This is a genomic window from Vibrio antiquarius, assembly GCF_000024825.1.
GTDB classification, from domain to species: Bacteria; Pseudomonadota; Gammaproteobacteria; order Enterobacterales; family Vibrionaceae; genus Vibrio; species Vibrio diabolicus.
The window spans coordinates 1,196,824-1,223,300 of the sequence record NC_013456.1; the positions used below are offsets into that span (position 1 = coordinate 1,196,824).

At 46.1% G+C, this 26,477-nt stretch carries 18 protein-coding genes; 11 read left to right on the forward strand and 7 right to left on the reverse strand.

All coding sequences use genetic code 11. The annotated features are described in order from the left end of the window. Positions 1-15 precede the first annotated feature (15 nt). Entirely contained in the window at positions 16-870 is an 855-nt protein-coding gene (locus tag VEA_RS05690) for an MIP/aquaporin family protein (RefSeq protein ID WP_006742416.1), read from the reverse strand. 897 nt (positions 871-1,767) lie between these two features. Here VEA_RS05690 and glpT point away from each other — a divergent pair. Then, on the forward strand, positions 1,768-3,132 hold the full coding sequence (glpT, locus tag VEA_RS05695; RefSeq protein ID WP_006742417.1) for a glycerol-3-phosphate transporter: 1,365 nt from the start codon (positions 1,768-1,770) through the stop codon (positions 3,130-3,132). Between the two features lie 56 nt (positions 3,133-3,188). Then, a complete protein-coding gene (gene glpQ / locus VEA_RS05700; protein ID WP_012841474.1) occupies positions 3,189-4,244 on the forward strand; it encodes a glycerophosphodiester phosphodiesterase in 1,056 nt (351 codons plus the stop codon). 70 nt (positions 4,245-4,314) lie between these two features. Here the strand turns inward: glpQ and dapD are convergent, their stop codons facing one another. The 3 genes from dapD to VEA_RS05715 form a co-directional block, all read right to left on the reverse strand. Beyond that, on the reverse strand, positions 4,315-5,346 hold the full coding sequence (dapD, locus tag VEA_RS05705; protein WP_012841475.1) for a 2,3,4,5-tetrahydropyridine-2,6-dicarboxylate N-succinyltransferase: 1,032 nt from the start codon (positions 5,344-5,346) through the stop codon (positions 4,315-4,317). A gap of 329 nt (positions 5,347-5,675) precedes the next feature. Then, complete coding sequence (locus VEA_RS05710; RefSeq protein WP_041852896.1) at positions 5,676-5,972, reverse strand: YebG family protein; 297 nt, start codon at positions 5,970-5,972, stop codon at positions 5,676-5,678. Positions 5,973-6,100: 128 nt separating this feature from the next. After that, entirely contained in the window at positions 6,101-7,027 is a 927-nt protein-coding gene (locus tag VEA_RS05715; RefSeq protein WP_006742569.1) for a LysR substrate-binding domain-containing protein, read from the reverse strand. 109 nt (positions 7,028-7,136) lie between these two features. Here VEA_RS05715 and VEA_RS05720 point away from each other — a divergent pair, with 109 nt between their 5' ends. Next, positions 7,137-8,111, forward strand: coding sequence for a TDT family transporter (locus VEA_RS05720; protein ID WP_006742568.1), 975 nt, complete (start codon positions 7,137-7,139; stop codon positions 8,109-8,111). 75 nt (positions 8,112-8,186) lie between these two features. Here VEA_RS05720 and VEA_RS05725 read toward each other — a convergent pair whose 3' ends face one another. After that, complete coding sequence (locus VEA_RS05725) at positions 8,187-10,010, reverse strand: DUF3413 domain-containing protein (RefSeq protein ID WP_006742567.1); 1,824 nt, start codon at positions 10,008-10,010, stop codon at positions 8,187-8,189. A 252-nt stretch (positions 10,011-10,262) separates the two neighbouring features. Here VEA_RS05725 and recC point away from each other — a divergent pair, with 252 nt between their 5' ends. The 3 genes from recC (at position 10,263) to recD (ending at position 19,903) form a co-directional block, all read left to right on the forward strand. After that, on the forward strand, positions 10,263-13,754 hold the full coding sequence (recC, locus tag VEA_RS05730; protein ID WP_006742566.1) for an exodeoxyribonuclease V subunit gamma: 3,492 nt from the start codon (positions 10,263-10,265) through the stop codon (positions 13,752-13,754). 327 nt (positions 13,755-14,081) lie between these two features. Next, positions 14,082-17,756 carry an exodeoxyribonuclease V subunit beta gene (gene recB / locus VEA_RS05740; RefSeq protein WP_012841477.1) on the forward strand — a complete coding sequence of 1,225 codons (3,675 nt, stop codon included), beginning with the start codon at positions 14,082-14,084 and terminating at the stop codon, positions 17,754-17,756. Then, positions 17,756-19,903 carry an exodeoxyribonuclease V subunit alpha gene (gene recD, locus VEA_RS05745; protein ID WP_006742564.1) on the forward strand — a complete coding sequence of 716 codons (2,148 nt, stop codon included), beginning with the start codon at positions 17,756-17,758 and terminating at the stop codon, positions 19,901-19,903. Before recB ends, recD begins: the two co-directional genes overlap by 1 nt. Positions 19,904-19,937: 34 nt before the next feature. Here the strand turns inward: recD and VEA_RS23145 are convergent, their stop codons facing one another. Further along, positions 19,938-20,126: a hypothetical protein gene (locus VEA_RS23145; RefSeq protein WP_005380230.1), complete on the reverse strand. Its 189-nt coding sequence runs from the start codon at positions 20,124-20,126 to the stop codon at positions 19,938-19,940. A 400-nt stretch (positions 20,127-20,526) separates the two neighbouring features. Then, a complete protein-coding gene (argA, locus tag VEA_RS05750) occupies positions 20,527-21,864 on the reverse strand; it encodes an amino-acid N-acetyltransferase (protein ID WP_012841478.1) in 1,338 nt (445 codons plus the stop codon). A gap of 162 nt (positions 21,865-22,026) precedes the next feature. Between argA and VEA_RS05755 the strand changes: the two genes are divergently transcribed. The 5 genes from VEA_RS05755 (at position 22,027) to VEA_RS05775 (ending at position 26,444) form a co-directional block, all read left to right on the forward strand. Continuing rightward, on the forward strand, positions 22,027-22,482 hold the full coding sequence (locus VEA_RS05755) for a DUF2850 domain-containing protein (protein WP_041852897.1): 456 nt from the start codon (positions 22,027-22,029) through the stop codon (positions 22,480-22,482). Between the two features lie 272 nt (positions 22,483-22,754). Beyond that, positions 22,755-23,858 (forward strand): murein transglycosylase A, encoded by a 1,104-nt coding sequence (gene mltA, locus VEA_RS05760; RefSeq protein WP_012841480.1) that lies wholly within the window; start codon positions 22,755-22,757, stop codon positions 23,856-23,858. Positions 23,859-23,957: 99 nt separating this feature from the next. Further along, the gene (gene tcdA, locus VEA_RS05765) at positions 23,958-24,767 is read left to right on the forward strand and encodes a tRNA cyclic N6-threonylcarbamoyladenosine(37) synthase TcdA (RefSeq protein ID WP_005380241.1); all 810 of its coding nucleotides are present in this window, start codon (positions 23,958-23,960) and stop codon (positions 24,765-24,767) included. A gap of 19 nt (positions 24,768-24,786) precedes the next feature. Beyond that, on the forward strand, positions 24,787-25,215 hold the full coding sequence (csdE, locus tag VEA_RS05770) for a cysteine desulfurase sulfur acceptor subunit CsdE (protein ID WP_012841481.1): 429 nt from the start codon (positions 24,787-24,789) through the stop codon (positions 25,213-25,215). 308 nt (positions 25,216-25,523) lie between these two features. After that, positions 25,524-26,444, forward strand: coding sequence for a sensor domain-containing diguanylate cyclase (locus tag VEA_RS05775; protein WP_005456666.1), 921 nt, complete (start codon positions 25,524-25,526; stop codon positions 26,442-26,444). Positions 26,445-26,477: the final 33 nt, after the last annotated feature.

The following is a 26,477-nucleotide window of genomic DNA, read 5'->3' on the forward strand; positions in this document are numbered from 1 at the left end:
CGAGTTGCGTCAGTTTTAAGCTCTAGCTTCTTCTGTTTCTTCTTCCGTCTCACATTGGTTTGGAATTGTACAGCCGTGGCCTTGTTGTGGAAGGTAAGCCGCAATCGCTTTTGGATACAACCAACCACCAAAGCACGCACCTGCAATCGGAGCAAGTAAAGGCACGATAAAGTAAGGAATGTCTTTAGCACCTGTCAGAGCGTAATCCCAGCCTGCGAAGTAAGCGAACAGTTTCGGTCCAAAGTCGCGCGCAGGGTTCATCGCGAAGCCAGTTAGTGGACCAAGAGAACCACCGATCACGGCAATCAAAATACCGATTAACAGCGGGTTCATTGCACCTCGTGCAGCGCCGTTATTTTCATCGCCCAAAGCCAAAATCGCAAACATCAGCACGGCAGTGATAACGAATTCCACAGCAAAAGCGCCAAAGAAAGAGAGGGAAGCATGTGGATAGGTTGAGAAGATACCAGCGGTTGCTAGTGCATCTTGGCTACTGCGGACGAAGTTATGTGCGATTTCGTAGTCGGTGAAAAGGTTGCTGTATAAGCTGTAAACCAACGCAGCAGAGCAGAATGCGCCAAGCATTTGGGCGATGATGTATGGCATCACTTTCGCCTTATCAAAACCATGGAACATAGCGAGTGCGATGGTTACCGCTGGGTTGATGTGCGCGCCTGAAACGCCGGCAGTACAGTAAATAGCGATGGCGACACCTAGGCCCCATACAATACTGATTTCCCATTGTCCAAATGATGCGCCTGTTAGAACTAAGGCTGCGACACAGCCTACGCCGAAGAAGATAAGTAGTCCTGTACCGATAAACTCGGCCAAACATTCTCCGAGCAGAGAGGGGTGTTTGTTCGTTGTCATGTTAAAAGTCCTTTGATCATTTTTGCCTGTCTAGCACGATACTATTGTGCACATATAAACGTTTGCGAAAACAAACGCGCGTTAAAAATGAGCGTTTGAGCATAAAATTGTTAATCAAAGTCTTCGTTTTTGTTAAATGGCGCATCTTTTAATCGAAAAAGAAAACAACGAAAAGAACTTCTTTGCTACGAAGTGTGTTTTGGAAGCGCTCAAATTACCGATGTGAAAAAGAATGCACAACTGGTAAGAGGAGTTTTGTGAAGCTGCTACGTGCTTGGAGATTTATTACTCAGATTTTGCGTAGTAATTAACCCTAAAGAGGTAAGGCGAGGTCAAGTACATCAAGGACTAGCGGTGATATCAGAAAATGCGTTGCAATGTTTATATCTCGAGAGGAACTTGTTATCCAAATTAGTGTTAATTATGAAAATGGAGAGGAAAATAAACGCGGTTTATGTCTTGTGTTCGTGAATCACTGTCTAGGTTTGAGTTCAGATAACATTAGTTTTGTTATTTCGTTTGATACTAAGCGCGAACATTTTTCATCTTTTTAGTTATTTAGTGGTTTCGCGTAACAAGGATGGATGTGAAACACCCTTTTTACGGTTAATTTGTGTTCTTATTCGAGCCTTTGTTTCATTGGTTTCGAATTAGAATGCTCAAATGAGAGGTTGAAACATCAGTTTCATATTAACTAATTATGAGTAAAGTTGAACTATGGTCTAATTAATGCGCTCTAATTTACTGTATTTACTTATATTTAATTCATGTGCAACATTTGTCACAGAAATAAAATCCTAACTCAATACAATTCATGAACTTTCGAACGAAGATTTTTTTTGTTTCGTTCGCTCCTTTTGTGTTTTTTACCATCGCATACAAAATAATGAGGTTCCTATGTTTGGAATATTCAAACCTAAGGCGCATATTGATCGTCTGTCCCCAGGCAGTATCGATAGCACCTACTCTCGCCTCCGTTGGCAACTCTTTATCGGTATATTTGTTGGTTACGCCGGTTACTATTTGGTTCGTAAAAACTTCAGTTTGGCGATGCCTTATCTTATCGAGCAAGGCTTTAGCCGCGGTGACTTAGGTGTCGCGCTGGCAGCTGTTTCCATTGCATATGGTCTCTCTAAATTTCTAATGGGCAGCGTTTCTGACCGCTCCAACCCTCGCTATTTCCTTAGTGGCGGCCTACTGATGTCTGCATTAGTGATGTTTTGCTTTGGCTTTATGCCATGGGCGACTGGCAGCGTCACTGCGATGTTCATTTTGCTTTTTTTGAACGGTTGGTTCCAAGGCATGGGGTGGCCCGCATGTGGACGAACCATGGTGCACTGGTGGTCACGTAAAGAGCGTGGTGAGATCGTTTCGGTTTGGAACGTGGCACACAACGTGGGTGGCGGTTTGATTGGTCCACTATTTATTCTTGGCCTGTGGGCATTTAACGATGATTGGCGCACTGCATTTTATGTTCCTGCATTTTTCGCCACGTTGGTTGCTGTGTTTGTTTGGATGACGGTTCGCGATACGCCTCAATCTTGTGGTTTGCCACCGATCGAAGAGTATAAAGACGATTATCCTGATGACTATGACAAGTCGCACGAACAAGAAATGACAGCCAAGGAAATCTTCTTTAAGTATGTATTCAACAACAAGCTGCTTTGGTCGATTGCAATTGCAAACGCATTTGTTTACCTAATTCGCTACGGCGTACTGGACTGGGCACCTGTTTACCTAAAAGAAGCGAAGGATTTCTCGGTAGATAAATCGTCATGGGCTTACTTCTTGTACGAATGGGCCGGCATTCCAGGCACGTTATTGTGTGGTTGGATTTCAGACAAATTGTTCAAAGGTCGTCGTGCACCTGCTGGCATCTTATTTATGGTGCTAGTGACCGTTGCAGTGATGGTTTACTGGTTTAACCCTGCTGGTAACCCAATGGTGGACATGATGGCGCTGATTGCAATTGGCTTCCTAATCTATGGTCCGGTTATGCTGATTGGCTTGTACGCACTTGAACTCGCTCCGAAGAAAGCCGCTGGTACTGCTGCTGGTCTTACTGGTTTATTTGGGTACTTAGGTGGGGCAGTTGCCGCAAACGCGATTCTGGGCTACACGGTAGACCACTTTGGCTGGGATGGTGGCTTTATCATCTTAGTGGGTTCTTGTATTACTTCTATTGTGTGTTTGATGTACGCCTTCTTAGGTGAGCGTGCGCACCACGAGCAAAAAGAGCGCGAAAAGGAAGCGCTAGCGTAATATTTATTTAAAGAGGCAGTGGAATACTGCCTCTTCGCTTTATCAAGGAAATAACAATGAAAACAAAGTCAGTATGTCTTACTTTTTTAGCACTTAGCCTATCTGCTGGTGCGATTGCGAAACCGCTTGTAATTGCACACCGTGGCGCATCGGGTTACTTGCCTGAGCACACGCTAGAAGCCAAAGCGCTTGCTTACGCAATGAAACCTGACTACATAGAGCAAGATGTGGTAATGACGAAAGACGACCAGTTGGTCGTGTTGCATGACCATTATCTCGATCGTGTAACGGATGTTGCGGAGCGTTTTCCTGATCGCGCACGCAAAGACGGTCGCTACTACGCGATTGATTTCACACTGGCGGAAATCAAATCGCTGCGAGTAACTGAAGGCTTTAATATCGATGACAAAGGTAATAAGGTCGCTGGTTATCCGACACGATTCCCAATGTGGAAATCGGATTTTACCGTGCCGACGTTTGCTGAAGAGATTGAGCTGATCCAAGGACTTAACAAGACGTTGGGTTACGACATCGGTATTTACCCAGAAATTAAAGCGCCTTGGTTCCATCGTCATGAAGGTAAGGACATTTCTAAAGCAGTACTTAAAGTCTTGAAGCAGTACGGTTACGGCTCTCAAGACGACAAAGTCTACCTTCAGTGTTTTGATGCGAATGAACTTCAACGCATCAACAGTGAACTCATGCCTGCAATGGATATGGACTTAAAGCTCGTTCAGCTTATGGCTTACACCGATTGGAACGAAACTATGGTGTACAAAGGCGATACAGCAACACCATACAGTTATGACTGGATGTTCGAAGCCGACGGCATGAAGAAAGTAGCGAGTTACGCGGAAGGAATTGGACCTTGGAAGCCGATGCTGGTGGATGATAAGTCAACCAAAGACAACATCATCATTAAGCCGTTGATGAAGGCTGCAAAAGACGCTGGTTTACAAGTTCACCCATACACGTTCCGTGCCGATCCTGGACGTATTCCTGCGTACACGGACAGTTTTGAAGGCATGATGGATGTGTACTACAACCAAGTGAAAGTGGATGGTTTGTTTACTGATTTCCCAGATAAAGCAGTCAGCTTTTTAAATCAGTAATCACGCATTTTGCTGTAAGCTAAAAAATCCCCCAACAGTTTCCTGCTGGGGGATTTTTCTTAACTATTTATTAGTTGTTTTTATGCAATTCGCTGTTCAGTTCAACTGCGCTCTTGTTTGCAAGACACTCGATTTGACCTGTTACAGAGTTACGACGGAACAGTAGGTCAGAAACACCGGCAAGATCGCGTGCTTTCACCACTTCGACTTCTTGGCCAGCAGAATCTAGCATGCGCACTTTTGAACCAGCAGTTACGTATAGACCTGATTCGATAGTACAACGGTCACCCATTGGGAAGCCAAGACCTGCGTTTGCGCCTAGTAGAGAGTTTTCACCGATGGAAACCACCACTTTTCCGCCGCCAGATAGTGTACCCATGATAGATGCACCGCCACCGATGTCTGAACCGTTACCAACAACCACACCCGCAGAAATACGGCCTTCAACCATGCTCACGCCAGTAGTACCCGCGTTGAAGTTGATGAAGCCTTCGTGCATTACCGTTGTGCCTTCGCCAACGTGTGCACCAAGACGTACGCGAGAAGTATCTGCGATACGAACGCCAGTTGGAACCACGTAGTCCACCATTTTAGGGAACTTGTCTACGCAATCTACGCTTAGCGTACGGCCAGCTAGGCGAGCTTCGATTTGACGCTCAGCCAGCTCAGGTAGGTCGATTGGGCCTTCGTTAGTCCATGCGATGTTGTGTAGTAGACCGAAGATGCCATCCAGTACTGTGCCGTGTGGCTTAACTAGACGGTTAGAGATAAGTTGAAGTTTTAGGAAGCCTTCAGCAACAGATTGTGGCTGTTCATCCGTAGCTAGAATAACCAGTACAAGCGGCTGTGCTGATTCTGCTGCTTTGGTTGCGAAAGATGCGTTTGCTGCATCGCCGTTTGCTTCGAAAGCCGCCGCAAGTTCTGCGCTTTGTGCTGCAGAGATCTCGATAGCTTGGTTGCCTTGTTCGTAACCTGCTACTGCTGCTAGTGCGTTAACAAGCTCTTCATTTGGGTTAAGAACTGGGTTTGGAAAAAACGCTTCAATGATTTTACCATCGCGGTTTTTAGTCGCTGTACCAAAGGCTAGAGAAAAGAAAGCCATAGTTGATCTCCATGTGTTGAGTCTTGTGTCTCGTCTGTTCACTGACAAGAAATAATTAAGTTGTCAGCCATCATAATGAGAGTGCTAGGGAGTTTAAAGAGGGGAAATAGATAAAGTCTGTAGATGGATACCTTTTGTCTTTTGGGAGATATGTCTGTCTGATGAGAAATGTGGTTGTGAGGTGGTCAATTAGCAGGTGTTTGTTGAAATGAAAGAAGGCGATTTGTCGTATCTGTGCTCGAAAGAAAGGGCGAGCTTTCTATGATGATGTGTGCCTTCAGATATAAAAAACGCCACATGATGCGGCGTTTCTTTAACAAATGAGAGGCTTATGCAGCGTCTTCTTGCTTGTCTTCTTCTACAGATTCAAGCTTTTTTGCTTTCTTTGGTGCCGGTTTGCGTTTTGCACCCAGTGCGTAAAGCACTTCTTCTTTGTTTTGAGCGAGGTACATCGCAAGATCTTCTTGCTTACCTTCGTCTTCTAGAAGTTCACTTTTACCTAGCAGCGTGAATAGTTCGTCTGCCATGTCTAGCATTTTATCGTATGCGTCAGCTTCCGCTTTAGAGGTAAAAGTCATTTTCTCTTCTCCATTGCGTTCTACCACGTACTTGACGATTACAGCCATGGTTGGTCCCCTAACTTGGTGTATTGATACTGGCTTTTTATACAGTTTTTGACCAGTTAAGTCTAGCGACAAGCCTAAGAATGAGAGACACGTACAACTAACTGACCAGCATTTAAACTATCTCCGTTTTACTTGGAGGGCGTATTCTCTAGATAAAGGTTATTTGGTCGTTCCCAATCTTGGCAAAATTCGATAAACGTTCTGAGTAGTGGGCTTTGGTATTTCTCTTTGTGAACCAGTAGCCAGAAGCGACGTTTCATATCCAAAGGCATGTCGAGCAGTTGCACGCGACCGTCACGAATAGCAGGTTCAGCAGACAAGCGTGACAAGCAGCCCAAGCCTAACCCCGCCGATACTGAGTTGATCAACGCTTCGGTGGTATTGAGCTGAAAAGCTTCATGCCAATGTTCCAAGCGCGGCGCGACAACGCGCATAAAAAATTCGCGTGAACCAGATCCTGCCTCTCGCAATATCCATTCGCTGTTTTCTAGCTCGGTTAAGTTTATTGGCCCTTCGTGCGCGGCTGGGTAATCGGGCGCGCAAATCACGCACATTTCATCTTCGCTAAACTGGGTAGACTGCAATTCAGGGTGAAGTGTTTTGCCTTCAATGAGGGCGATGTCTAACTCGTAATCGGTCAGCATGTCGCAGATTTGTGCAGAGTTAGAAATGAACAGACTTTGAGAACGATGGTTCGTTTGCTGACGAAATTCGCTAAGCAAATAGGGTGCGACTTGGTTACCAATGGTGTCGCTGGCACCAATGCGAAGTTGGCCCGATACCGCTTGGTCACCATCGAAAATGCTCTCGATGTCTTTGGCTCGGTTGAGTAACTCATCCGCCAGTGGCAGCAGTTTTTGACCTTCTTGGTTCAAAATCAGCCGGTTATTAACACGATCAAACAAGTGATGGCCGATCTGTTTTTCTAATTCTGAGAGTGCCATGCTCACTGCGGCTTTCGATAAAAAGAGACTATCAGAAGCTGCTGTGAGCGTTTTGTGCTGCGTGATCGTCGTAAACACTTTCAGTTGTTTAAGAGAAATGTGACTTGCCATACCCCACCGTTAAGTAATTTTGAACGTTTGTTTTAAATAATTAGATATATCGGAACGAAGTGCAAGCGTATTATACGCTCCATCAAGAGTGAGTCTGGTTGAGGTCATCATGATTCAAAGAACAAAAGCGAAAGTAATGGGAGCCCCAACTCCGATGGCGGGTTTGGCTCTTGGTATTGCAAGCTTAGGCTGGAGCTGGGAAAACTTCGCCGAATTACATGGCTACGGACAGTGGATTAGTGCGGGTATCGCGAGCGTATTGTTGGCTATATTGGCAACCAAGTTTTTGCTACATAACCATTTATTGAGAGAAGATCTGGCTCATCCGGTTGTGGGCAGCGTGGTTCCGACATTTGCGATGGGCACTATGGTGGTATCGAACTCTCTCGGCCATTTTTACCCATTGGCTGGTGATGTGCTTTGGCTGATTGCAGTGGTTCTGCACATCGTGTTCTTGGTGAGCTTTGTTTACCATCGCGCCAAAGATTTTGAATTGCACCACATGGTTCCTAGTTGGTTTGTACCGCCAGTGGGTATCATCGTTGCGGATGTGTCTTTCTCTGGAAACCCGATGTTAGCACCAGTAGCACAAGGTGCATTGATGTTTGGGATGGTGGCGTACGCGATCATGTTGCCGATGATGATTTACCGTTTCATGTTTACCCATGAAATTCCGGATGCAGCGAAACCAACAATGGCAATCATGGCAGCGCCAGCAAGTCTATCATTGGCAGGGTACTTAACGGTCACTGCGACACCATCACCAGTGATCATCGCTATGCTATTTGGTATCGCGGTATTGATGACAGCCATCATTTACCTCGCATTCTTTAAATTGCTTAGACTGCCATTTAGCCCAGGCTATGCGGCGTTCACTTTCCCGATGGTGATCGGTGCGACGGCGCTGTTTAAAATGGCGAATTGGATGGAGTTGCAAGGATTGGCTGCGCACTATGTTCAACAAGTGCGAGGCTTAGCTGGTCTTGAGTTGATTGTGGCAACATTTGTTGTCTCTTATGTGGCTTTACAATACATCAACAACTTATTGATTCAGCCACGCTTGATGAGCGTGCATCACGCTTAAATAGCAGATAGGGAAAAGCCTCTTGGTCTTACTGCCAAGAGGCTTTTTTATTTCAATCGGCGTCGATGTTGGACACTAGCCTTTTTTGTAAAATCGCGACATCTCATCCAGAGAATGACGAATGATATCGACAGGAACTTTCTGTTCTTTCTCGACTTTTAACTGGCGATTCAGTTGCTGAGAGTGCCCGCCAGGATTGACCACAAGCATCAGTTCTTTGCCGACCAATGCATAGTTGTAGTAGCTGCCAGCAATATACCAATCGCGAGGGGCAGAACTATCAAACAAGTTATGACCAACACTGTATGAACTCGTTGTGCCTTGAACGTCAAACAGCGTATTCATCATGGTTGGCACGACGTCAAAATGGGTCGTGCGGTAATCAATTTGCTCTGGTTGACGATTTGGTATGTACACGTAAAGAGGCACATGCACTTGTACGTCACTGTAGTTACCCGTGTGGCCCCAATAGTTCATCTTATGGTCATTAAACTCTTCACCATGATCAGATGAAATCACCACAATGGTATTGTCTAAGTCGACGTTTTTCAGCACATCACCAATCAAGCTATCGATGTAGTACAACGAGTTCTTGTATCGATTGTGGTAAAGCGAAGCGTCAAAATCGTTGTTGAGCAAAATGTGGTCAACGCGTTCCCAGTATGGTTTGAATTTCGCAAATTCAGGTTCAGGAAACACCGTGCCGTGGGCGGCATCGTAGAACAGAAAACCAAAGTACGGCTTGTCGCTGTCCTGCTTTTGGAACTCGATGAACTTGTCTGTGATCTGCTGATCGCGCTCGACGGCCGTTTCCCCACTTTGTTTCAAGGTCAAGTCCGACACTTTTTTGAATACCGTGCGAGAAAGTGGCGGGCTGGTGAGCGGTGCCGAGCCAAAAATGCCCATGCGGTAGCCTTCTGCTTGCAGCGTATCCATAAAAACAGGAGAGCGTTGGCTTGCGTAAAAGCTTTCCCAGTAGGTCGCGGGCAAGCTGTAAAACAGGCTGAAAATACCCGCTTGAGTTGAGTTGCCGCCGCTCATATGTTGTGTGAAATTCACTGTTTTTTCGGCGAACTTGCTGACATTTGGCATGACTTCCGGCGTCGCATCACTGTAGCGCCACGCGTCAACCAAGATAAACAAAACATTGGGCTGTTTCTCTTTGCTTTGCACTTGAATCGGCGCAAGCGGGTAGTTGAGTGAGCTCCGTTCAATGTTGGTTAACTCTACGCGGTTCTTCGATGCAATGTTCTCATCCACTAGGTCGTGTTTGTAAATAAATTTACGAGCCGTCAGCGGGTAGTAAAGTGGCCAGTTATTCGAAAACTGACTGACTTCATCGTCGTAAAGCGCGTTTTTGTACGCATGAATCATCTGTGTGCTGAGCAATACAGCAAACCAGACGCTGATCAAAACGAACTTAGCTCGGCTTTGTGCCAGTTTATTACTTACCCAAACGGTACAGGCGAGCCCGATCACCAGAACGGCAACTTCACTGATGAAGATTAGCCAACTCATCCAAGAAATATCGAAGACATCACCGCCACCTTCGAAAAACATACGGATTAATAGGGCGTTGATGTGAAGTTTGTATTGCTGAAAAACGAGGATATCGACTTTAAACATGATCAATAGACAGATCGCGATAGCGATCACGATACCTTTGAATGCTCGAGTCGGTAGAAAAGAGAGCAATAAACTCAACAACATAAATGGAAGAGCGATCAAGCCCAGCCAGCCATATTGAGTCGAAACCAAATAGTAACCTTGCAACAAGGTTAGCGGTTCATTCTGATTGTTAGACAACACAAAAGGATAACAAGCGATCGACAGGTACACTGCAAAGCAAGCAAAAAAAGCAATCAGCCAAGCGCTGTTGGAAGACAGTTTGCGAAACATACTTTTTGTTTGTTTATAAATTATGGGTAGAGAGAGTATAAAACAGTGTTTTTTATTATGGAATAGTTGCGACGAATGTCACATTTTGTATGGAAGTGTCAGACTTGATTGACATGTGAAAATTCAGAAGATTCATACTCTATTTGAGTGATATATAACCTTTTGTTTTTTCCGAACGCGAGATCACTGCGGGTTTAAATGGGGCTGTGCTAAGCTAGCTAACAGTTTCAATCGGCGCTCGGTATTCCCAATTTGTTTACTGTTTATCACTCCAACCAAGTTGACGTTCTTAAATCACTCCTTGTCGAACTGATTCGAATCGGTCCGCTGGAAAACCCGTTCGAAAAAGAACAAATTCTGGTTCAAAGTCCGGGCATGTCCCAGTGGCTAAAAATGGAATTGGCCAAAGAGTTTGGTGTTGCCGCGAACATTGATTTTCCGCTTCCTGCTACCTTCATTTGGGAAATGTTTACGCAGGTGTTGCCAGACGTGCCAAAACGCAGTGCGTTTAACAAAGAAGCGATGACTTGGAAGTTGATGCATCTGCTGCCGGGGCTTCTCAACCAAGACGTGTTTTCGCCGTTAGCGCAGTACCTCAAAGATGACAGTGATCACTCTAAGCTGTATCAGCTGGCTGAGAAAATTGCCGATATTTTCGATGGTTACTTGGTGTATCGTCCGGAGTGGATCGCAAGTTGGGAAGCTGGGCATAGTGTGCCAGAGCTGGAAGATGAGCATCCGTGGCAGCCGATCTTATGGCAAGCGTTGTATGATCACACTGTGTCATTAGGACAGTCTCCATATCACCGTGCCAACCTTTATGAGCACTTTATCGACACGTTAGAGAGTTTTAACGGCAATTTTGACCATTTACCCAAGCGTTTGTTTGTTTTTGGCATTTCTTCGTTGCCGCCTCGCTATATGGATGCGCTAAAAGCAATTGGTGAACACATCGACGTGCATCTGATGTTCACCAACCCGTGTCGTTATTACTGGGGTGAAGTTCGAGATCGCAAATATCTGGCTCGTTTGGCGGCGAAACATCGTCAGCACGTTGTGTGGCATGACGATCACTCGGAAGTGCAAGGTGAAACTGAGCAACTGAAAGGATCACTGGAAGATAATGTGATCGATGAGCTGCACACCGATGTGGTCGGAAACAGTCTGTTGGCGTCCATGGGTAAACTCGGGCGTGACAATATGTATCTGTTGTCTCAGCTGGAGTCTCATGAAATTGAAGCGTTTGTTGATGTTGAGCGCGACAGTCTGCTCCATCAATTGCAAGCGGATATTCTCAATCTTGAAGAACATCAAGATGACCAACAGATTGAAAACAGTCATCACAAACAAGTGGTTCGCTTGGGTGATAAATCACTCAGCCTGCACGCTTGCCACAGCCCGATGCGTGAAGTGGAAGTGCTGCATGATCAACTATTGGCGATGTTCGATGCTGACCCAACGTTAAAACCGCGCGATATTATCGTGATGGTCGCGGACATCAACGCTTACAGCCCTGCGATTCAGGCGGTCTTTGGTAACGCACCGGGTGAGCGTTTTATTCCCTATTCGATTTCTGACCGAACCGCCGATCAAGAGAGCCCAATTCTGGCCGCATTTATGCAGTTGGTGAACTTACCCAATACGCGCTGTTTGGCATCAGAACTACTCGAACTTCTGGAAACTCCAGCGATATTAAAGCGTTTTGAACTCAGCGAAGATGATTTCTTACAAGCCAAACAATGGGTTGAAGAATCGGGAATTCGCTGGGGGTTGGATGCCAATACCGGACGCGAATTTGAACTGCCGGAAACCCGTCAAAACACATGGCAATTTGGTATTCAACGCATGTTGCTTGGCTACGCGATGCCAGAATCCGCAGGTTTGTTTGAAACCGAGCAAGGCAGTTTGTCTCCGTACAACGAAGTGCAAGGCATGGGCGCAGAGCTGGCGGGCAAGTTGGCACACTTTATCCAACAAATTAGCACTTATCGAAGCAAACTTTCTCATGTTCAGACTATTGATAGTTGGCGAGAGACATTAGTTTCACTGCTGGATGACTTCTTCTCGGTTGAGTTAGAAGGTGAAATGGCGCTCAAATCCATTCGAGATACGCTCAGCCAACTCAAAGAGCAATTAGCTGATGCCGCATTTGATGATGCGTTATCGCCGTCGATCATCAGCCAATACCTTCAAAACAAATTATCTGGCACACGAGTCAGCCAGCGCTTCCTGGCTGGTCAAGTGAACTTTTGTACCCTGATGCCGATGCGATCTATTCCGTTTAGAACCGTATGTCTACTGGGGATGAATGACGGCGTGTACCCGCGTTCTATGCCGCCAGAAGGCTTTGACTTGATGACGGGAAGAACCAAGCCGGGCGACCGTTCGCGCCGAGATGATGACCGTTACCTATTCCTCGAAGCGATGTTGTCTGCACAGCAAACGCTCTACATCAGTTATGTTGGCCGTTCAATCCAAGACAACACCGAGCGAGTGCCTTCGGTTCTGGTTTCTGAGCTGATGGAATACTGCCACCAAAACTATTGTTTAAGTGGTGATGAAGCGTTGCCCGTTGATGAGTCTGGCGACAATTTATTAAATGCGTTGGTGAATACCCACGCCATGGTGCCGTTTAGCCCAAGTGCGTTCCAAGGCACGCACGCCAGCTACGCGAAAGAGTGGATTCCAGCGGCATTGACTCAAAGTAGTCAATCGCAAGGCTATGTTCGTCGTGATTTTAATCGGGCATTAGACGACTATCTGTTAGGAGCGACGTTCCCACTTGAGCTCGACTTAGTCGAGTTGCAACGTTTCTGGCGCTTACCTGTGCAGTATTTTTTCAATCGTCGCTTAAAAGTAATCTTTGAACCGCCACTGCCGGTGATGGAAGACGACGAACCCTTTGTTTTAGGTGGTTTGGAAAGTTATCAAATGCGTGATGAGCTGTTAGAAGCCTTGCTTGAAACGACATTGATGCAGCCAGAGAAAAAAACAGAGGTGCTTAAACACTTTATGAGTCAACAGCGTGCGCAAGGCAAACTGCCGGTGGGGGCGTTTGGTGATATCGAATTTGAAACCAACCGAGTTCAGGCGGAAGAGCTGGTGGATAAACTGGCGTTTTTATCTGGTGCGCCTCAAGACGATTTGGAAATCGACCTGACGTTTGACTCCTTATTTGAGCGAAATGAAGGCGAAGAGAAAAACGTTCGCCTAACAGGTTGGCTAACCCAGTGTTACCAATCTGGGTTGATTCGCTATCGAAGCGGTAAGATTCGATCGCAGGATTACCTTGCAGCGTGGATCGATCACCTTGCCATGTCGGCGTCGGGTTATGCCAAGAAAACTCACCTGATTGGCTACGATCGTAAAGAAGGCGCGCTGCATTTGATCTACTCAGAAATTGCCGATGCGCAGTATGCCAAACAGCTACTGACTGAATTAGTTCGCTTATTCTTCGAAGGCATGACTAAGCCTTTGCCTTATTTCCCGAAAACGGCGTTGGCTTGTGTTGAAGCGGGCTTTAGCCGCGGTCAGTGGGTCGATGACGAAGAGAAATCTTTGAAGAAAATGGCTGACGCATTCAATGATGGCTTCATGAGCCCGGGTGAAGGCAATAATGCGTACATCTCTCGAATTTGGCCTGCTTGGAATGATGAGTTGGCCTCAGAAGTTCGTTTGCTGACAGCATTAGTTTTGCAAGGTGCGCGCTTAGCGGTTCAAGACGCTGATGACGTAAAAGCGTAATAAAGACAGTTGGATAAAGAGAAGGAAGAGTAGGGTGGCCGCCAGAAAATCATTATTTTTTGTAGGGCGTTCGCTGTACGGCCACAAGGTCAGAGGGACCATGATACTTTTGTTTAATTCATTTGAGTTGTGCCGCCAAAAAGGTTTGGCTTATCTCGTGGGGCGCATACTAACGGTACGTCTTATGGATAACCGTGAGAAAGATCTCACAAAGCTCTAAATTATCCAACTTGTTAAACATATTAATAGAATTTTTAACTATAGATCACATTTATTAGGTGATACGTCCTAGTAAATAATCCGGAGAGATTCAGCGTTATGGATCAAATGTCAGGTGCAGAGTGTCCTCTACATACGTTAGACCGCACAGAGCAACCTCAACCAACGCCACTAGAACCGATGACGTTTCCTCTGCATGGTGCGAGGTTAATCGAGGCATCAGCAGGTACAGGTAAAACCTTCACTATTGCAGGTTTATATCTGCGTCTTTTGCTTGGTCATGGCAGCGCGGAAACTCGACATCGCGTACCGCTTACGGTCGACCAAATTCTGGTTGTAACCTTTACCGAAGCGGCAACTGCGGAATTGCGCGATCGTATCAGGGCAAGAATCCATGATGCGCGAATCGCGTTTGCGCGTGGACAGAGTTCCGACCCGGTGATCCAACCTTTGCTTAATGAGTTTGACGATCACAAGCAAGCCGCAGAAATTTTATTGCAGGCAGAGCGTCAGATGGACGAGGCGGCGGTCTACACCATTCACGGTTTTTGCCAACGCATGCTAACGCAAAATGCGTTTGAATCTGGCAGCCGATTTAATAACGAGTTTGTGACCGATGAAAGTCACCTAAAATCGCAAGTTGTAGCCGATTACTGGCGCCGCAACTTTTACCCGTTGCCATTTACCTTGGCTGGAGAAATTCGCCAGCTATGGGGCTCTCCATCTGCGTTGTTGTCTGACATCAGCAATTACTTAACCGGTGCGCCGTTAAGCCTTTCTGTTCCTGCAATGAAAGGCAGTTTGGCTGATCTTCATACTGAAAATTTGAAAAAAATTGATGAATTAAAAGCACAGTGGCGAGAAAGCCAAGATGACTTCTTAACGCTGATTTCAGATTCAGATATTAACAAGCGCAGCTACACCAAAAAGTCTCTGCCGACGTGGTTGGAGGCGGTAAACGCTTGGGCGGCAACGGAAACTACAGGTTACGATTATCCAGACAAGCTGGAGAAATTCGCGCAAAACGTCTTGTTGGAAAAAACACCGAAAGGCAGTGCGCCGCAGCACGCGGTATTTGAAGCCATTGAAACATTTCTTGCCAATCCAATCAGCTTAAAAGCGCCACTGCTTGCGCATGCGATTGAGCATTGTCGTGTGATGCTGGCCAATGCGAAAAATCAAAAACAGTGGCTCTCTTTCGATGATTTGCTGACGCAACTTTCTGCTTCTATCGATACGGACGAAAGCGAGCTTTTAGCGGCGCGTATTCGTACTTTGTACCCTGTCGCAATGATTGACGAGTTCCAAGATACTGACCCGCTTCAATACAGTATTTTCAGCCGTATTTATCTGAACAACCCGGAATGTGGTTTGTTTATGATCGGTGACCCCAAGCAGGCGATTTATGGCTTTCGTGGAGCAGACATTTTCACTTACATCAAAGCGCGTAACCAAGTAAGTGCCCACTACACGTTAGGAACCAACTGGCGTTCAAGTGCCGATATGGTGCAGGCGGTAAACCAAGTATTTGCTTTGCCAGACAGTCCATTTATCTATGATTCGGATATTCCGTTCTTACCCGTTAAGTACAGTCCCAATGCCGAAAAACGCATTTGGACTATGGGTGGCCAAAAGCAACCCGCGCTGACTTATTGGTTGCAAGAAGCGGACGATAAACCGCTACCAAAAGGCGAGTATTTGACTCGAATGGCAGAGGCGACCGCAAGCCAAATCCAAACTATTTTGACGCAGGCTCAACAGGGGCAAGCGTGTCTGGTGAATGGCGAAAAACAGAAAGCGGTTCAAGCGGGCGATATCGCGGTGTTGGTTCGAACAGGTAGTGAAGGTCGAATGATCAAACAAGCGCTAGCAGACCAAGGCATTGCCAGTGTGTACCTGTCTAACCGAGACAGTGTGTTTACCAGTTCGGTGGCGCAGGATCTACAGCGTTTGCTGCAAGCGGTGCTGACTCCAGAAAATGACCGTGCGCTGCGTGCAAGTCTTGCCTCTGAGCTGTTTGCCCTCGATGCAGCAAGTTTGGATGCGCTTAATAACGATGAAGTGGTGTGGGAAAATGCCGTAAACGAATTCAAAGAATATCGCAAACTTTGGGTTCAGCGTGGTGTGCTGCCGATGTTACGCGCGGTGATCAGCAAACGCCATATTGCCGAGCGATTACTAGAAGAAGGTGCGAGTTCACAGGGTGAGAATGGTGAGCGAGTACTTACCGATTTAATGCACATCGGTGAACTGCTTCAACAAGCCAGTAATGAACTGGATAGCGACCACGGTCTGCTGCGTTGGCTCGCTCAGTCTATCAGTGATGCGGAAAACGGTTTGGGTGGCAGTGATGACCAAATCCAACGTTTAGAATCGGAACGTAACTTAGTGCAGATCGTAACTATTCACAAATCAAAAGGCTTGGAGTATGACCTCGTATTTCTGCCGTTTGTGTTCAGCTATCGAGAAGCCAGTGAAGCCAAATATTACGATGCAGCCAATGACCGCACGGTACTGGATATCACTGGCAACGATGCGTCCATGAAGCAAGCGGATAAAGAGCGTTTGGCGGAAGACTTACGCTTGATATACGTGGCACTAACGCGTGCTGTGTATGCGTGTTTTATTGGAGCCTCGCCTTTGCGCAATGGTCGTTCGACCAAAGAGCCAACTGGCGTACACCGCAGTGCGATTGGCTATTTGATTCAGAATGGTCAAGAAGGTGGCATTAACGATTTGCACCAAGGTTTAACACAGCAACAAGACGAGCTTGATTGTGTCGTTGTGGCCGATCCGCCGCAGCAACTCGAAGAGAAGTACGTAGCGCCACAAGAAGAAATACACGATCTTAGCGCGAAAGAACTGCAAAACCCTATCGACAGAAACTGGCGCATCACCAGTTATTCTGGCTTGGTCAAGCAAGGCTCTCATCACGCCGAGCATGATGCCACGATTGAGATTACGGGTTTTGATATCGACTCATCTGAAGAACAAGACGAAGCGGATTTACTGGAGCCAGAGCGTTCGATTTTTACCTTTCCACGTGGTGCGCGTCCGGGTACGTTCCTGCACAGCCTGTTTGAGGAAATTGAGTTTACTCAGCCAGCCACGACGGAAGAGAATACACAAATCATCCTTGGTTTGATGGAAAGCGAACAGCTCGATGAAGAGTGGTTGCCCATTTTACAACAATTGATTGATACCGTACTCGCAACGCCGTTGGATGGTAAGTCTTTGCTGCTGAATCAAAAAGCACCGTCGCAACGTTTGGTGGAGATGGAATTTTTGTTGCCGATTGAAGTGTTGTCTGCACCGGCGTTAAACCGAGTCATTCAACGTCACGATCCGTTGTCGGCGAAAGCGGGGGATTTAGGTTTCCAAACCGTGCAAGGCATGCTCAAAGGTTTTATCGACTTGGTGTTTGAACATCAAGGTAAATACTACGTGCTTGACTGGAAATCGAATCATCTTGGCGACGATGTAACGAGCTACCATGGTGAGGCTCTGAAATCGGCCATGGCGGATCACCGCTACGATTTGCAGTATCAGATTTATGCGTTAGCACTGCATCGTTTCCTACGCAGCCGATTGGCGAATTATCAATATGAGCAGCACTTCGGTGGCGTGTATTACTTGTTCTTGCGCGGCATGGATGGGCAGAGTGACCACGGCATTTTTGCCGCGAAACCAACCTTAGAGTTCTTACAAGAGATGGATCGTTTGATTGATGGTCAAGTACTTGAAACGCGCTCAACTCAAGCCGGGCAGATGGAGCTACTTTAATGACGACAAATCACAATCTTCATTCTGACCAAGATAGCCTATTGGTAGTGTTGGAACGCTTGGCGCACAAAGGCGCGCTTCGTCAGCTCGACTACCAATTCGCCTGCTTTATTGATTCTCAAACTAATGATGAACAGCCTGACAACCAAGCATTGGCGTTTATCGCGGGTGTTGTCAGTAGTGAGCTTGGCAAAGGACATATCTGTCTGTCTCTGTTCGATGCACAAGGGCAATCTACGGATTTAGCCAGTAAGCTAGGGCTGTTTGGTGAGTCGGCATTGGCGCTCAACACACAGTTGCAAGGCATAGACTGGATTGAAGTATTACAAAATTCCAGCGTGGTCGGCGCGCAAGGAGAAGCCTTGCCTTTAATGTTCGATGGTGAGCGTCTGTATCTGCACCGCTATTGGCATTATGAAGTGACACTGGCGGAAAAGCTCAATCAGTTGGGCGCCGCAGTTAACTTGCAACCACAAGAGTTTGTGCGATTATCCGAGTTGCTCAACCATCTGTTTGCGCGCCAATACCATTTTCTATTTAACGCGTTAGGCAAAGCAGTAGAAGCGGGAAGCAGCAATCAAGTGTTGCGTCAGCAATTGGTGTGTGACCACCTTGATGTGGTCGCAAGCGAATCGTTGGATTGGCACGCCATTGATTCCGTGCTTAGCAATGCGCGCAAGGTTCAGGATTTGCAAACACTGGATGAACTCGTACCACTCTCAGCTTGTGTGAACTGGCAAAAAGTCGCGGCGGCGGTTGCGTTAACTCGTCGATTTGCTGTGATTTCTGGTGGTCCTGGTACGGGTAAAACGACGACAGTAACCAAATTGCTTGCTGCTTTGATTGAACAGGCGACGCACGAGAAAAATCTAACCATCAAGCTGGTGGCCCCGACGGGGAAAGCGGCGGCGCGATTAACCGAGTCCATTGGTAAAGCAGTGCAAGAACTGCCAGTTTCTCCGGAGCTAAAAGCCAAAATTCCGACTGAATCGAGCACCTTGCATCGATTACTTGGCGCGATTCCTAATAGCGCAGAATTTCGTCACAACAAGCAAAATCCACTGCATTTGGATATTTTAGTTATCGACGAAGCGTCGATGGTCGATTTACCGATGATGTACAAAGTGGTCGATGCCTTACCGAAACATGCGCGGCTGATTTTGTTAGGTGATAAAGACCAACTTGCCTCAGTTGAAGCAGGGGCAGTGTTGGGTGATATCTGTTCGTTCCATGCATTGGGTTATGGCAAAGAGCAGGCGTCAGCCATCGCAAAACTGACGGGGTTCGATACTTTAGCCCATACGGGTAACAGTGCATCTAGCATTGCTGATAGTTTATGTATGCTGCAAAAGAGCTACCGATTTGACGCTCGCTCAGGCATTGGTCAGTTGGCAAAAGCGGTTAATTCCGGTTCTGCTGCGAGCGTAGATAACGTCTGGGCGCGTGACTTTTCTGACATCGAACATTTCGCGCTAAGTAGTCAGCATTACAACCAAATGATGCAGACGTTGGTGCAGGAATACGGTCGTTACCTCAAACGAATTGGACAACAGGAAACTGATCCTAAAACCGGAGAGCCAGAGTCGCTAACGCACAAAGCCAAAGCGGTGTTAGATACCTTCAACCAATGCCGACTGCTGTGCGCGATCCGTGAAGGTGACTTCGGTGTGGCTGGGCTAAACCAACGCATCGAGAAAGCGCTCGCGGCGCGCAAGTTAATTCAGGTTCAGGATGAAATTTGGTATCACGGCAGACCCGTCATGGTTACGCGTAATGATCACGGTTTAGGTTTGTATAACGGTGATATTGGTATTTGTATGCGAGATGACAGTGAAGAAGAACCGCGTTTGAAAGTCTTTTTCGAGTTACCTGACGGCAGTGTGAAATCGGTCTTGCCAAGCCGAGTGCCTGAACATGAAACGGCTTACGCCATGACCATCCATAAATCGCAAGGCAGTGAATTTGATTACACCCTGATGATTTTGCCACCAGACTTTAGCCCGATATTAACTCGTGAGTTGATTTACACAGGCATTACCCGCGCGAAAAAGCGTTTAGCTCTTTACGCCGAACTCAATGTTCTGAAGCGAGGTATTAAAGTGAAAACCACTCGTGCGAGTGGATTAGTACAGCGGCTTACTAACTAAAACAAGAAGACCGAGCTTATGGCTCGGTCTTCCTTTATGCATGTTTTGCAAACGCGTTGGTAAAAGACACGCTGCGTATTTTGTATTGCTGTTGATAAGCAAGAATAAAATCTCGGATAGCGTCATTTACGGGGAAAACACAGTGGACGTCTAGGCCTTCTAAAAACTGATTGTCAGCCATATCCCAGAAGCTTTGAAGCGAATTACAAATGATTGTTCTCATAACAGTGCTCGTCTCGGCTTATTTAAAGTCAGATTAACAACTGTCCTTGGTGTGCAATACAGAGCTAACTAGTTTTTCAATTGCCCAGTATTTTAGGGTGAAGGCTACATTACATCACCTAGATCCATTCGTATTGGTTAAAAACCAATCACTAGCGAGCAGAGTATAGCCAACCAAATGTATATTTAAAAGATAAAATTGGAACGAAAATTAAGCAATGGTTTGCGCATTTCTAAGTTGGTGTTTACATGATGACTCACTAGCTCGAAGCAGGATTTATGTGAGGCTTTACTCCAAAACAAACTTGATGTGTGGGATTGAGCGTCAATGAGCTGAATCCCGCACCTTGAGGTGTTGGTATAGCGGAACCTTAAATTTCTCTTCCTGATTTAAGGTTAAGCTACAAATCTAGCGCTAAGATTTTTGACTTACGCTGGAAGTTATATAACCCTTGTTTGGCTCCAGGTAAATAGTCGACACTGACTTCGTAAAAACCTTGTTCTCTGAACCAATGCAGACTGTGTGTCGTGAGGACAAAGATTTGATCAATGGTTTCGGATTTAGAACGATGTTTCATGTAGTTGAGCAGTAACAAACCTCGGTTTCCATCACGATAGTCAGGGTGAATCGCTACGCAAGCCATCTCAGCTTTGCGCTCTTCTGGATACGGATAAAGAGCTGCGCAGCCAATAATCAAGCCGTCTTTCTCGATGATGGTAAATTTTCCAATCTCTTGCTCAAGCTGCTCTCGAGAGCGCCTAACGAGTACACCTTGTTCTTCTAAAGGACGAATGAGGTCTAAGATACCGCCAATATCGTCAATATTGGCTTGCCTCACTTGTTCAGCGCTCGCCATAACAACTTGGGTTCCGATGCCGTCGAAAGAGAACAACTCCTGAATTAAGGCGCCATCTACTTTATAACTGATCAAGTGGCTACGAGGTACTCCGGCACGGCAAGCGGCAATAGAGCCTTTAAGAAAGCGCAGTGTCCCAGTGTTGTAATCTAGGTCAGGAGACGTATTTTCAGAGAGCGTTTTGATAACATGCTCCGCCTCAATTGGCAGCAACTCGGCGACAGCATTACCGTTGTCATCAATGACACCTTGTTCTGAACAGAAACCAATCAGTTTGTCTGCGCCTAATTTGATCGCCAGTTGTGTCGCAACTTCTTCAGAAAGTAAGTTAAAACACTCGCCAGTCACAGAGCTCGCAATGGGGCCAAGTAGCACAATAGAGCCTTGGTCGAGCGTGCGATTAATCGCGTCGGTGTCAATGCGGCGAATGCGTCCACTATGGCAATAGTCCACACCATCATCAACGCCAAGTGGCTGAGCAATGATGTAGTTTCCGCTAACGACATTGAGCTGGGTGCCTGCCATCGGAGTGTTGTTGAGGCTCATTGATAGGCGCGCAGTAATCGCAAGTTGAAGTTGTCCGGCAGCTTGCATAACAACAGATAAAGCCGATTCATCCGTAATGCGGATATTTTTGTGGTAAGGCGTAGTGAGGTCTTGTTTTTCTAGCAGCTGATTAATTTGAGGACGTGCACCATACACCACCACGACTTTAATTCCGAGGCTGTGCATGAGTGCGATATCATTAATAATATTGCCAAAATTTTTGTGTGCGACGGCTTCTCCGCCCAGCATGATCACCATGGTTTTTCCGCGGTGAGCATTGACATAAGGTGTTGATTGACGGAATCCTTTTACGAGAGCAGTACTACGAATTTTCACTACAGCCATTCCTTTGTTTAATTATGTCAAAATAATGCCTTTTTATTCACTTGGTGGCAAGGTGAAATTTTGGAATAAAGCACAAACATATTGAGGTAGGTTCTTGGTCCCGTTGAGGGGGAGAGTTACAATGAGCGCGTCTTTTCTCAATACGTGAACCTCATGTCTTCTGCTGTTAATAAGAATGCTGCGATCACTGCTTCAAATCTGTCAAAAACGTCATCTAAATCAATGCTTCGTAAGTGGCTAGAGCGTTCTCTTATGCTTATAGCGATAGTTGGAACCGTTGTCGTGTGCATGCTGTATAGTGATTTGATTACTCGAACCATTAATCCGCCTATTCCTAAATCGACTATTTATGGCCGCTGGGTTGAGCAAGATGTTGCGCCTTATGCTCGTGAAGAATTTGTGTTGAGTGAGCACGGTGTTACTGTAAATGGTTCTACAGTGGCTACCAGTTTTGAATTCGATGGGGATTCGTTTTCGTATCGAGTGGGTTCAAATGAGCGGCACTTCAATTTTGTGGGTAAGCAGCATGCAGAAATGAAGCTGGATGCCAATGCACATTATCTACCTGTATTCCGTTTAGAGGGGCGTGCAAGGATTGCGGTAAGATAGTCGTTTTATCATTGTCTTTTAAGCAGAGATCTCTTGCGTCTGTGAGTCACATGGATGATCACAATTTCATCTCTCAATAGGTAAATCTTACTTTCAAACATAATCCGGACAATTCCGTAATTCTTCCGCTGTTATCATGTTGCATTAACTGAATGAATTCACAACGAGTAAACGGATTGGCTTAGCGTTGAAACATTTTGTCGTTGCTTTTCAATTGCGTCGTATGCATTTGTTTGCCATCCTTTTGCTATTCTCTTTTACGGAAAAGACACGTGTTAAAAAAACTCCTTCCTATTATCTCTTTGAGCCTACTCTTTGGCTGTGCTCAACAAAATGATCGTGCTCAGCAATATCTTGATGGTGAGTTTCCTCAGATCCTCAATCAAGTGGATGTGGTTGAGTCTAACAAACCACGCGATTTTACTGAATTTAACAAGCAAGCTGAGCAAGTGGTGATAAAGTCACCATCCATGGCGAAGATGTACCAACCGCTATATCAACGATTAAGTGAGTGGGCGCAACAGAGCGGAGATACCAGTGCGTTGAGTGCGTTTGGCATTCAAGCCGCGCAATTGGGAGGTGGTGATAAAAAAGGTAATGTGTTGTTTACCGGATACTTTTCTCCCGTGATGGAACTGCGTCATACACCAAACGACATTTTTAAGTACCCAGTTTATGGCAAACCAAACTGCTCATCAGATTGTCCGACTCGCGCGGAGATCTACAATGGAGCACTAGATGGACAAGGTTTGGTGCTAGGTTACGCGCCTAATCGTATCGACCCATTTATGATGGAAGTGCAAGGCAGTGGCTACGTGCATTTTGAAGATGATGATACGTTGGAGTACTTTGCGTACGCGGGTAAAAACAATAAAGCTTACGTCAGCATTGGCCGCATTTTGATTGAGCGTGGTGAAGTCCCGCGTGAAAAAATGTCCCTCAAAGCAATCAAAGAGTGGGTGATGGACAACGACGATGCAACAGTACGCGAGTTGTTGGAGCAAAACCCTTCTTACGTTTTCTTTGCGCCAAAAGCGGAAGCGCCAGTAACGGGGTCGGCTGGTATTCCTTTGTTGCCAATGGCTGCCGTCGCAGGCGATCGTTCTATCTTACCAATGGGCACACCAATCTTGGCGGAAGTGCCGCTGTTGAATGCCGATGGTACGTGGAGCGGTGCGCATCAACTGCGAATGCTGATCGTTTTAGACACTGGTGGTGCGGTAAAACAGAACCATTTGGATCTGTATCATGGCATTGGTGCGAGAGCAGGAACGGAAGCAGGGCACTACAAGCATTTTGGTCGAGTGTGGAAGCTTGGGTTAGAAAACTCACCAACTCAAGCGCCTTGGGCTTTACCGCCAGAAAAGCTACAATAGTCGTCCAAGAGAGAGGAACACTCTCTTATCTAGACATTTCATCAAAGAGTGCGTATAAATCGCACTCTTTGTTTTTCTATCGATCATCTGGACTTCAATATGCGTGAACTCGATACCCCAGCATCTGACAGCTATAATCAACGCTTTGGCGGCACTCGTCGTCTTTATGGCAACAGCGAAGTGGACATTCTTCGCGCTGCACACGTTTGTGTGATTGGTATTGGTGGCGTAGGTTCATGGGCGGTGGAAGCGCTGGCTCGTACGGGGATCGGTGAGCTAACTCTGATTGATATGGACGATGTTTGTGTCACGAACATTAACCGCCAAATTCATGCGATGACGGGCACCGTTGGCCAAAGCAAGATTGAAGTGATGGCCGAGCGTGTCAAATTGATCAACCCAGAGTGTAAAGTCAATCTGATTGATGATTTCATCACGCCAGACAATCAACATGAGTACTTAAGCAAAGAGTTTGATTACGTGTTGGATGCCATTGACAGCGTAAAAGCGAAGGCGTCTTTGTTGGCGTATTGCCGCAGCAACAAGATCAAAGTGATCACTACGGGGGGCGCTGGTGGTCAGGTTGACCCAACGCAGATCATGGTCGCTGATTTAACGAAAACGATCCAAGATCCTCTAGCGAAGAAAATCAAAGACACCCTGCGTCGTCATCATAACTTCCCTAAGAACCCGGCTCGTAAGTTTGGTATTGATTGCGTGTTTTCAACCGAGCAACTGAAGTACCCTCAAGCAGACGGTTCAGTGTGTGGTGTGAAGTCGACAGCGGAAGGCCCAAAACGTATGGATTGCGCTAGCGGTTTTGGTGCGGCGACTGTCGTAACTGCAACGTTTGGCTTTGTCGCGGTATCGCGAATCGTTGAGAAGTTGATTTCAAAATATAAGAAGTAAACTAGAAGAAGAGCGCATCATGACAGATTTTCCCGTTTCTCCATTTGGTACAGATATCACCAGCGAAGACATTGTAGCGACTATGCAGCAATTTAAAGGCTGGGAAGATCGTTACCGTCAGGTTATTCAGTGGGGTAAAAAGCTGCCACAAATGCCAGAAGAGCTGAAATCAGAACAAGTTACCGTTTCGGGCTGTGAAAGCTTGGTGTGGCTAGTGAGCCAAGAGCAAGATGGCGTTTGGCATTTTTGTGCAGATTCCGATGCGCGCATTGTGCGCGGATTAATTGCGTTGGTGATGGCGGCTTATGACGGTAAAACGGCCGATCAAATTCGAGCGTTTGACATTGATGCTTATTTTGAGCAACTGGGACTCATCGCGCATTTAAGCCCATCACGTGGTAATGGCCTGAAAGCTATTGTTGAGCAGATTAAGCACACTGTCGTGTAATGAGCCATTTCCCCAATTTTTAAAAAACGCCGAATAGCTAGCTGTTTGGCGTTTTTTGTATCTGAGTTGAGACGTTTTTTGCGTGTGAATAAAAAATATGCAAATAGTCGACTATTTTGGCTTTAATTGACCTTTCTATTGATCCAGATTCATTATATTGCCCACTTGGTTTTTATAGACTCAATTGTATTTAAAATTTGTCTATATTAGATAATAGACATATGCCCCATTCGCTTCTATTCCCCAATGTTGAAACACATTTGGAAGCGATTGGGTTACTTAGATACAAACGCTAGGAACCTCCCTGTATGCAATTCACCTTGGAACATGCGCAAGACGTGTTATCCGGAATGCCTGACCCCACTTTTATTTTGAGTGAAGATGGTATCTATATTGATGTTTTTGGAGGAACAGACAAAAAAGCCTATCACGATGGAAGCAATTTGATAGGTAAGACGCTGCACAGCGTACTTGAGAAAGAGCAAGCCGACTGGTTTATCGAACAGATCAATCGGTCACTCAATCAAGACAGTATTGTGACGATCGAGTACAAGATGTGCGCCGACAGCATTCAGGGAATAGATGCGAACAGTGGGCCAAAAGGCGACCTCTATTACGAAGGGAAAATCTGTCCGCTCACTATAAACTATCAAGGTCGCCGCGTTGTTCTCATTCTTACCCGCAACATTTCCAACCGCCACCGAGTCGAAACCCTTCTTCGCCACCAAAGCCAAATTGACGCTCTCACAAACATCTACAATCGACGTGTTTTTTTCGAAAAGCTCACAGAAGAAGTCATTAAATCCCAAACTCCTGACTACCAATCTGCTCTATTATTGTTTGATTTGGATTTTTTTAAAGTTATCAATGATAAACGTGGCCATGATGCGGGAGATTATGTCTTAGAAACATTAGCCGATTTGGTTTCACACTTGTTGGTTAAAGACGAGATTTTTGCAAGAGTCGGAGGGGAGGAGTTTGCGATTATCCTGCCAGAAACCTCTCTATCGGCGGCGAAAGAAGTGGGAGAGGAAGTACGTTCCCATATTCAAAATTGCCAGTTTGAATTTGAAAAGATTGAAATTCCGGTCACGGTGAGCGTAGGCGTGGTCAAAATAGGCAGAAATGAAACCACCAAACGCTTGTATGCGCATGCAGATAAAGCGCTTTATGCTGCGAAAAGAAATGGCAGAAATTGCGTGGCGACTCTGGATAGGCAGATGGAGTAACCTTGTTGGTTACTCCAAGTCGAAAGGTGGGCG

Bases quoted from the DNA above. Each gene is read 5' to 3' on its own strand.
- VEA_RS05690 (WP_006742416.1), bottom strand. From the start codon at position 870: ATGACAACGAACAAACACCCCTCTCTGCTCGGAGAATGTTTGGCCGAG.
- glpT (WP_006742417.1), top strand. From the start codon at position 1,768: ATGTTTGGAATATTCAAACCTAAGGCGCATATTGATCGTCTGTCCCCA.
- glpQ (WP_012841474.1), top strand. From the start codon at position 3,189: ATGAAAACAAAGTCAGTATGTCTTACTTTTTTAGCACTTAGCCTATCT.
- dapD (WP_012841475.1), bottom strand. From the start codon at position 5,346: ATGGCTTTCTTTTCTCTAGCCTTTGGTACAGCGACTAAAAACCGCGAT.
- VEA_RS05710 (WP_041852896.1), bottom strand. From the start codon at position 5,972: ATGGCTGTAATCGTCAAGTACGTGGTAGAACGCAATGGAGAAGAGAAA.
- VEA_RS05715 (WP_006742569.1), bottom strand. From the start codon at position 7,027: ATGGCAAGTCACATTTCTCTTAAACAACTGAAAGTGTTTACGACGATC.
- VEA_RS05720 (WP_006742568.1), top strand. From the start codon at position 7,137: ATGATTCAAAGAACAAAAGCGAAAGTAATGGGAGCCCCAACTCCGATG.
- VEA_RS05725 (WP_006742567.1), bottom strand. From the start codon at position 10,010: ATGTTTCGCAAACTGTCTTCCAACAGCGCTTGGCTGATTGCTTTTTTT.
- recB (WP_012841477.1), top strand. From the start codon at position 14,082: ATGTCAGGTGCAGAGTGTCCTCTACATACGTTAGACCGCACAGAGCAA.
- recD (WP_006742564.1), top strand. From the start codon at position 17,756: ATGACGACAAATCACAATCTTCATTCTGACCAAGATAGCCTATTGGTA.
- VEA_RS23145 (WP_005380230.1), bottom strand. From the start codon at position 20,126: ATGAGAACAATCATTTGTAATTCGCTTCAAAGCTTCTGGGATATGGCT.
- VEA_RS05755 (WP_041852897.1), top strand. From the start codon at position 22,027: ATGTCTTCTGCTGTTAATAAGAATGCTGCGATCACTGCTTCAAATCTG.
- tcdA (WP_005380241.1), top strand. From the start codon at position 23,958: ATGCGTGAACTCGATACCCCAGCATCTGACAGCTATAATCAACGCTTT.
- csdE (WP_012841481.1), top strand. From the start codon at position 24,787: ATGACAGATTTTCCCGTTTCTCCATTTGGTACAGATATCACCAGCGAA.
- VEA_RS05775 (WP_005456666.1), top strand. From the start codon at position 25,524: ATGCAATTCACCTTGGAACATGCGCAAGACGTGTTATCCGGAATGCCT.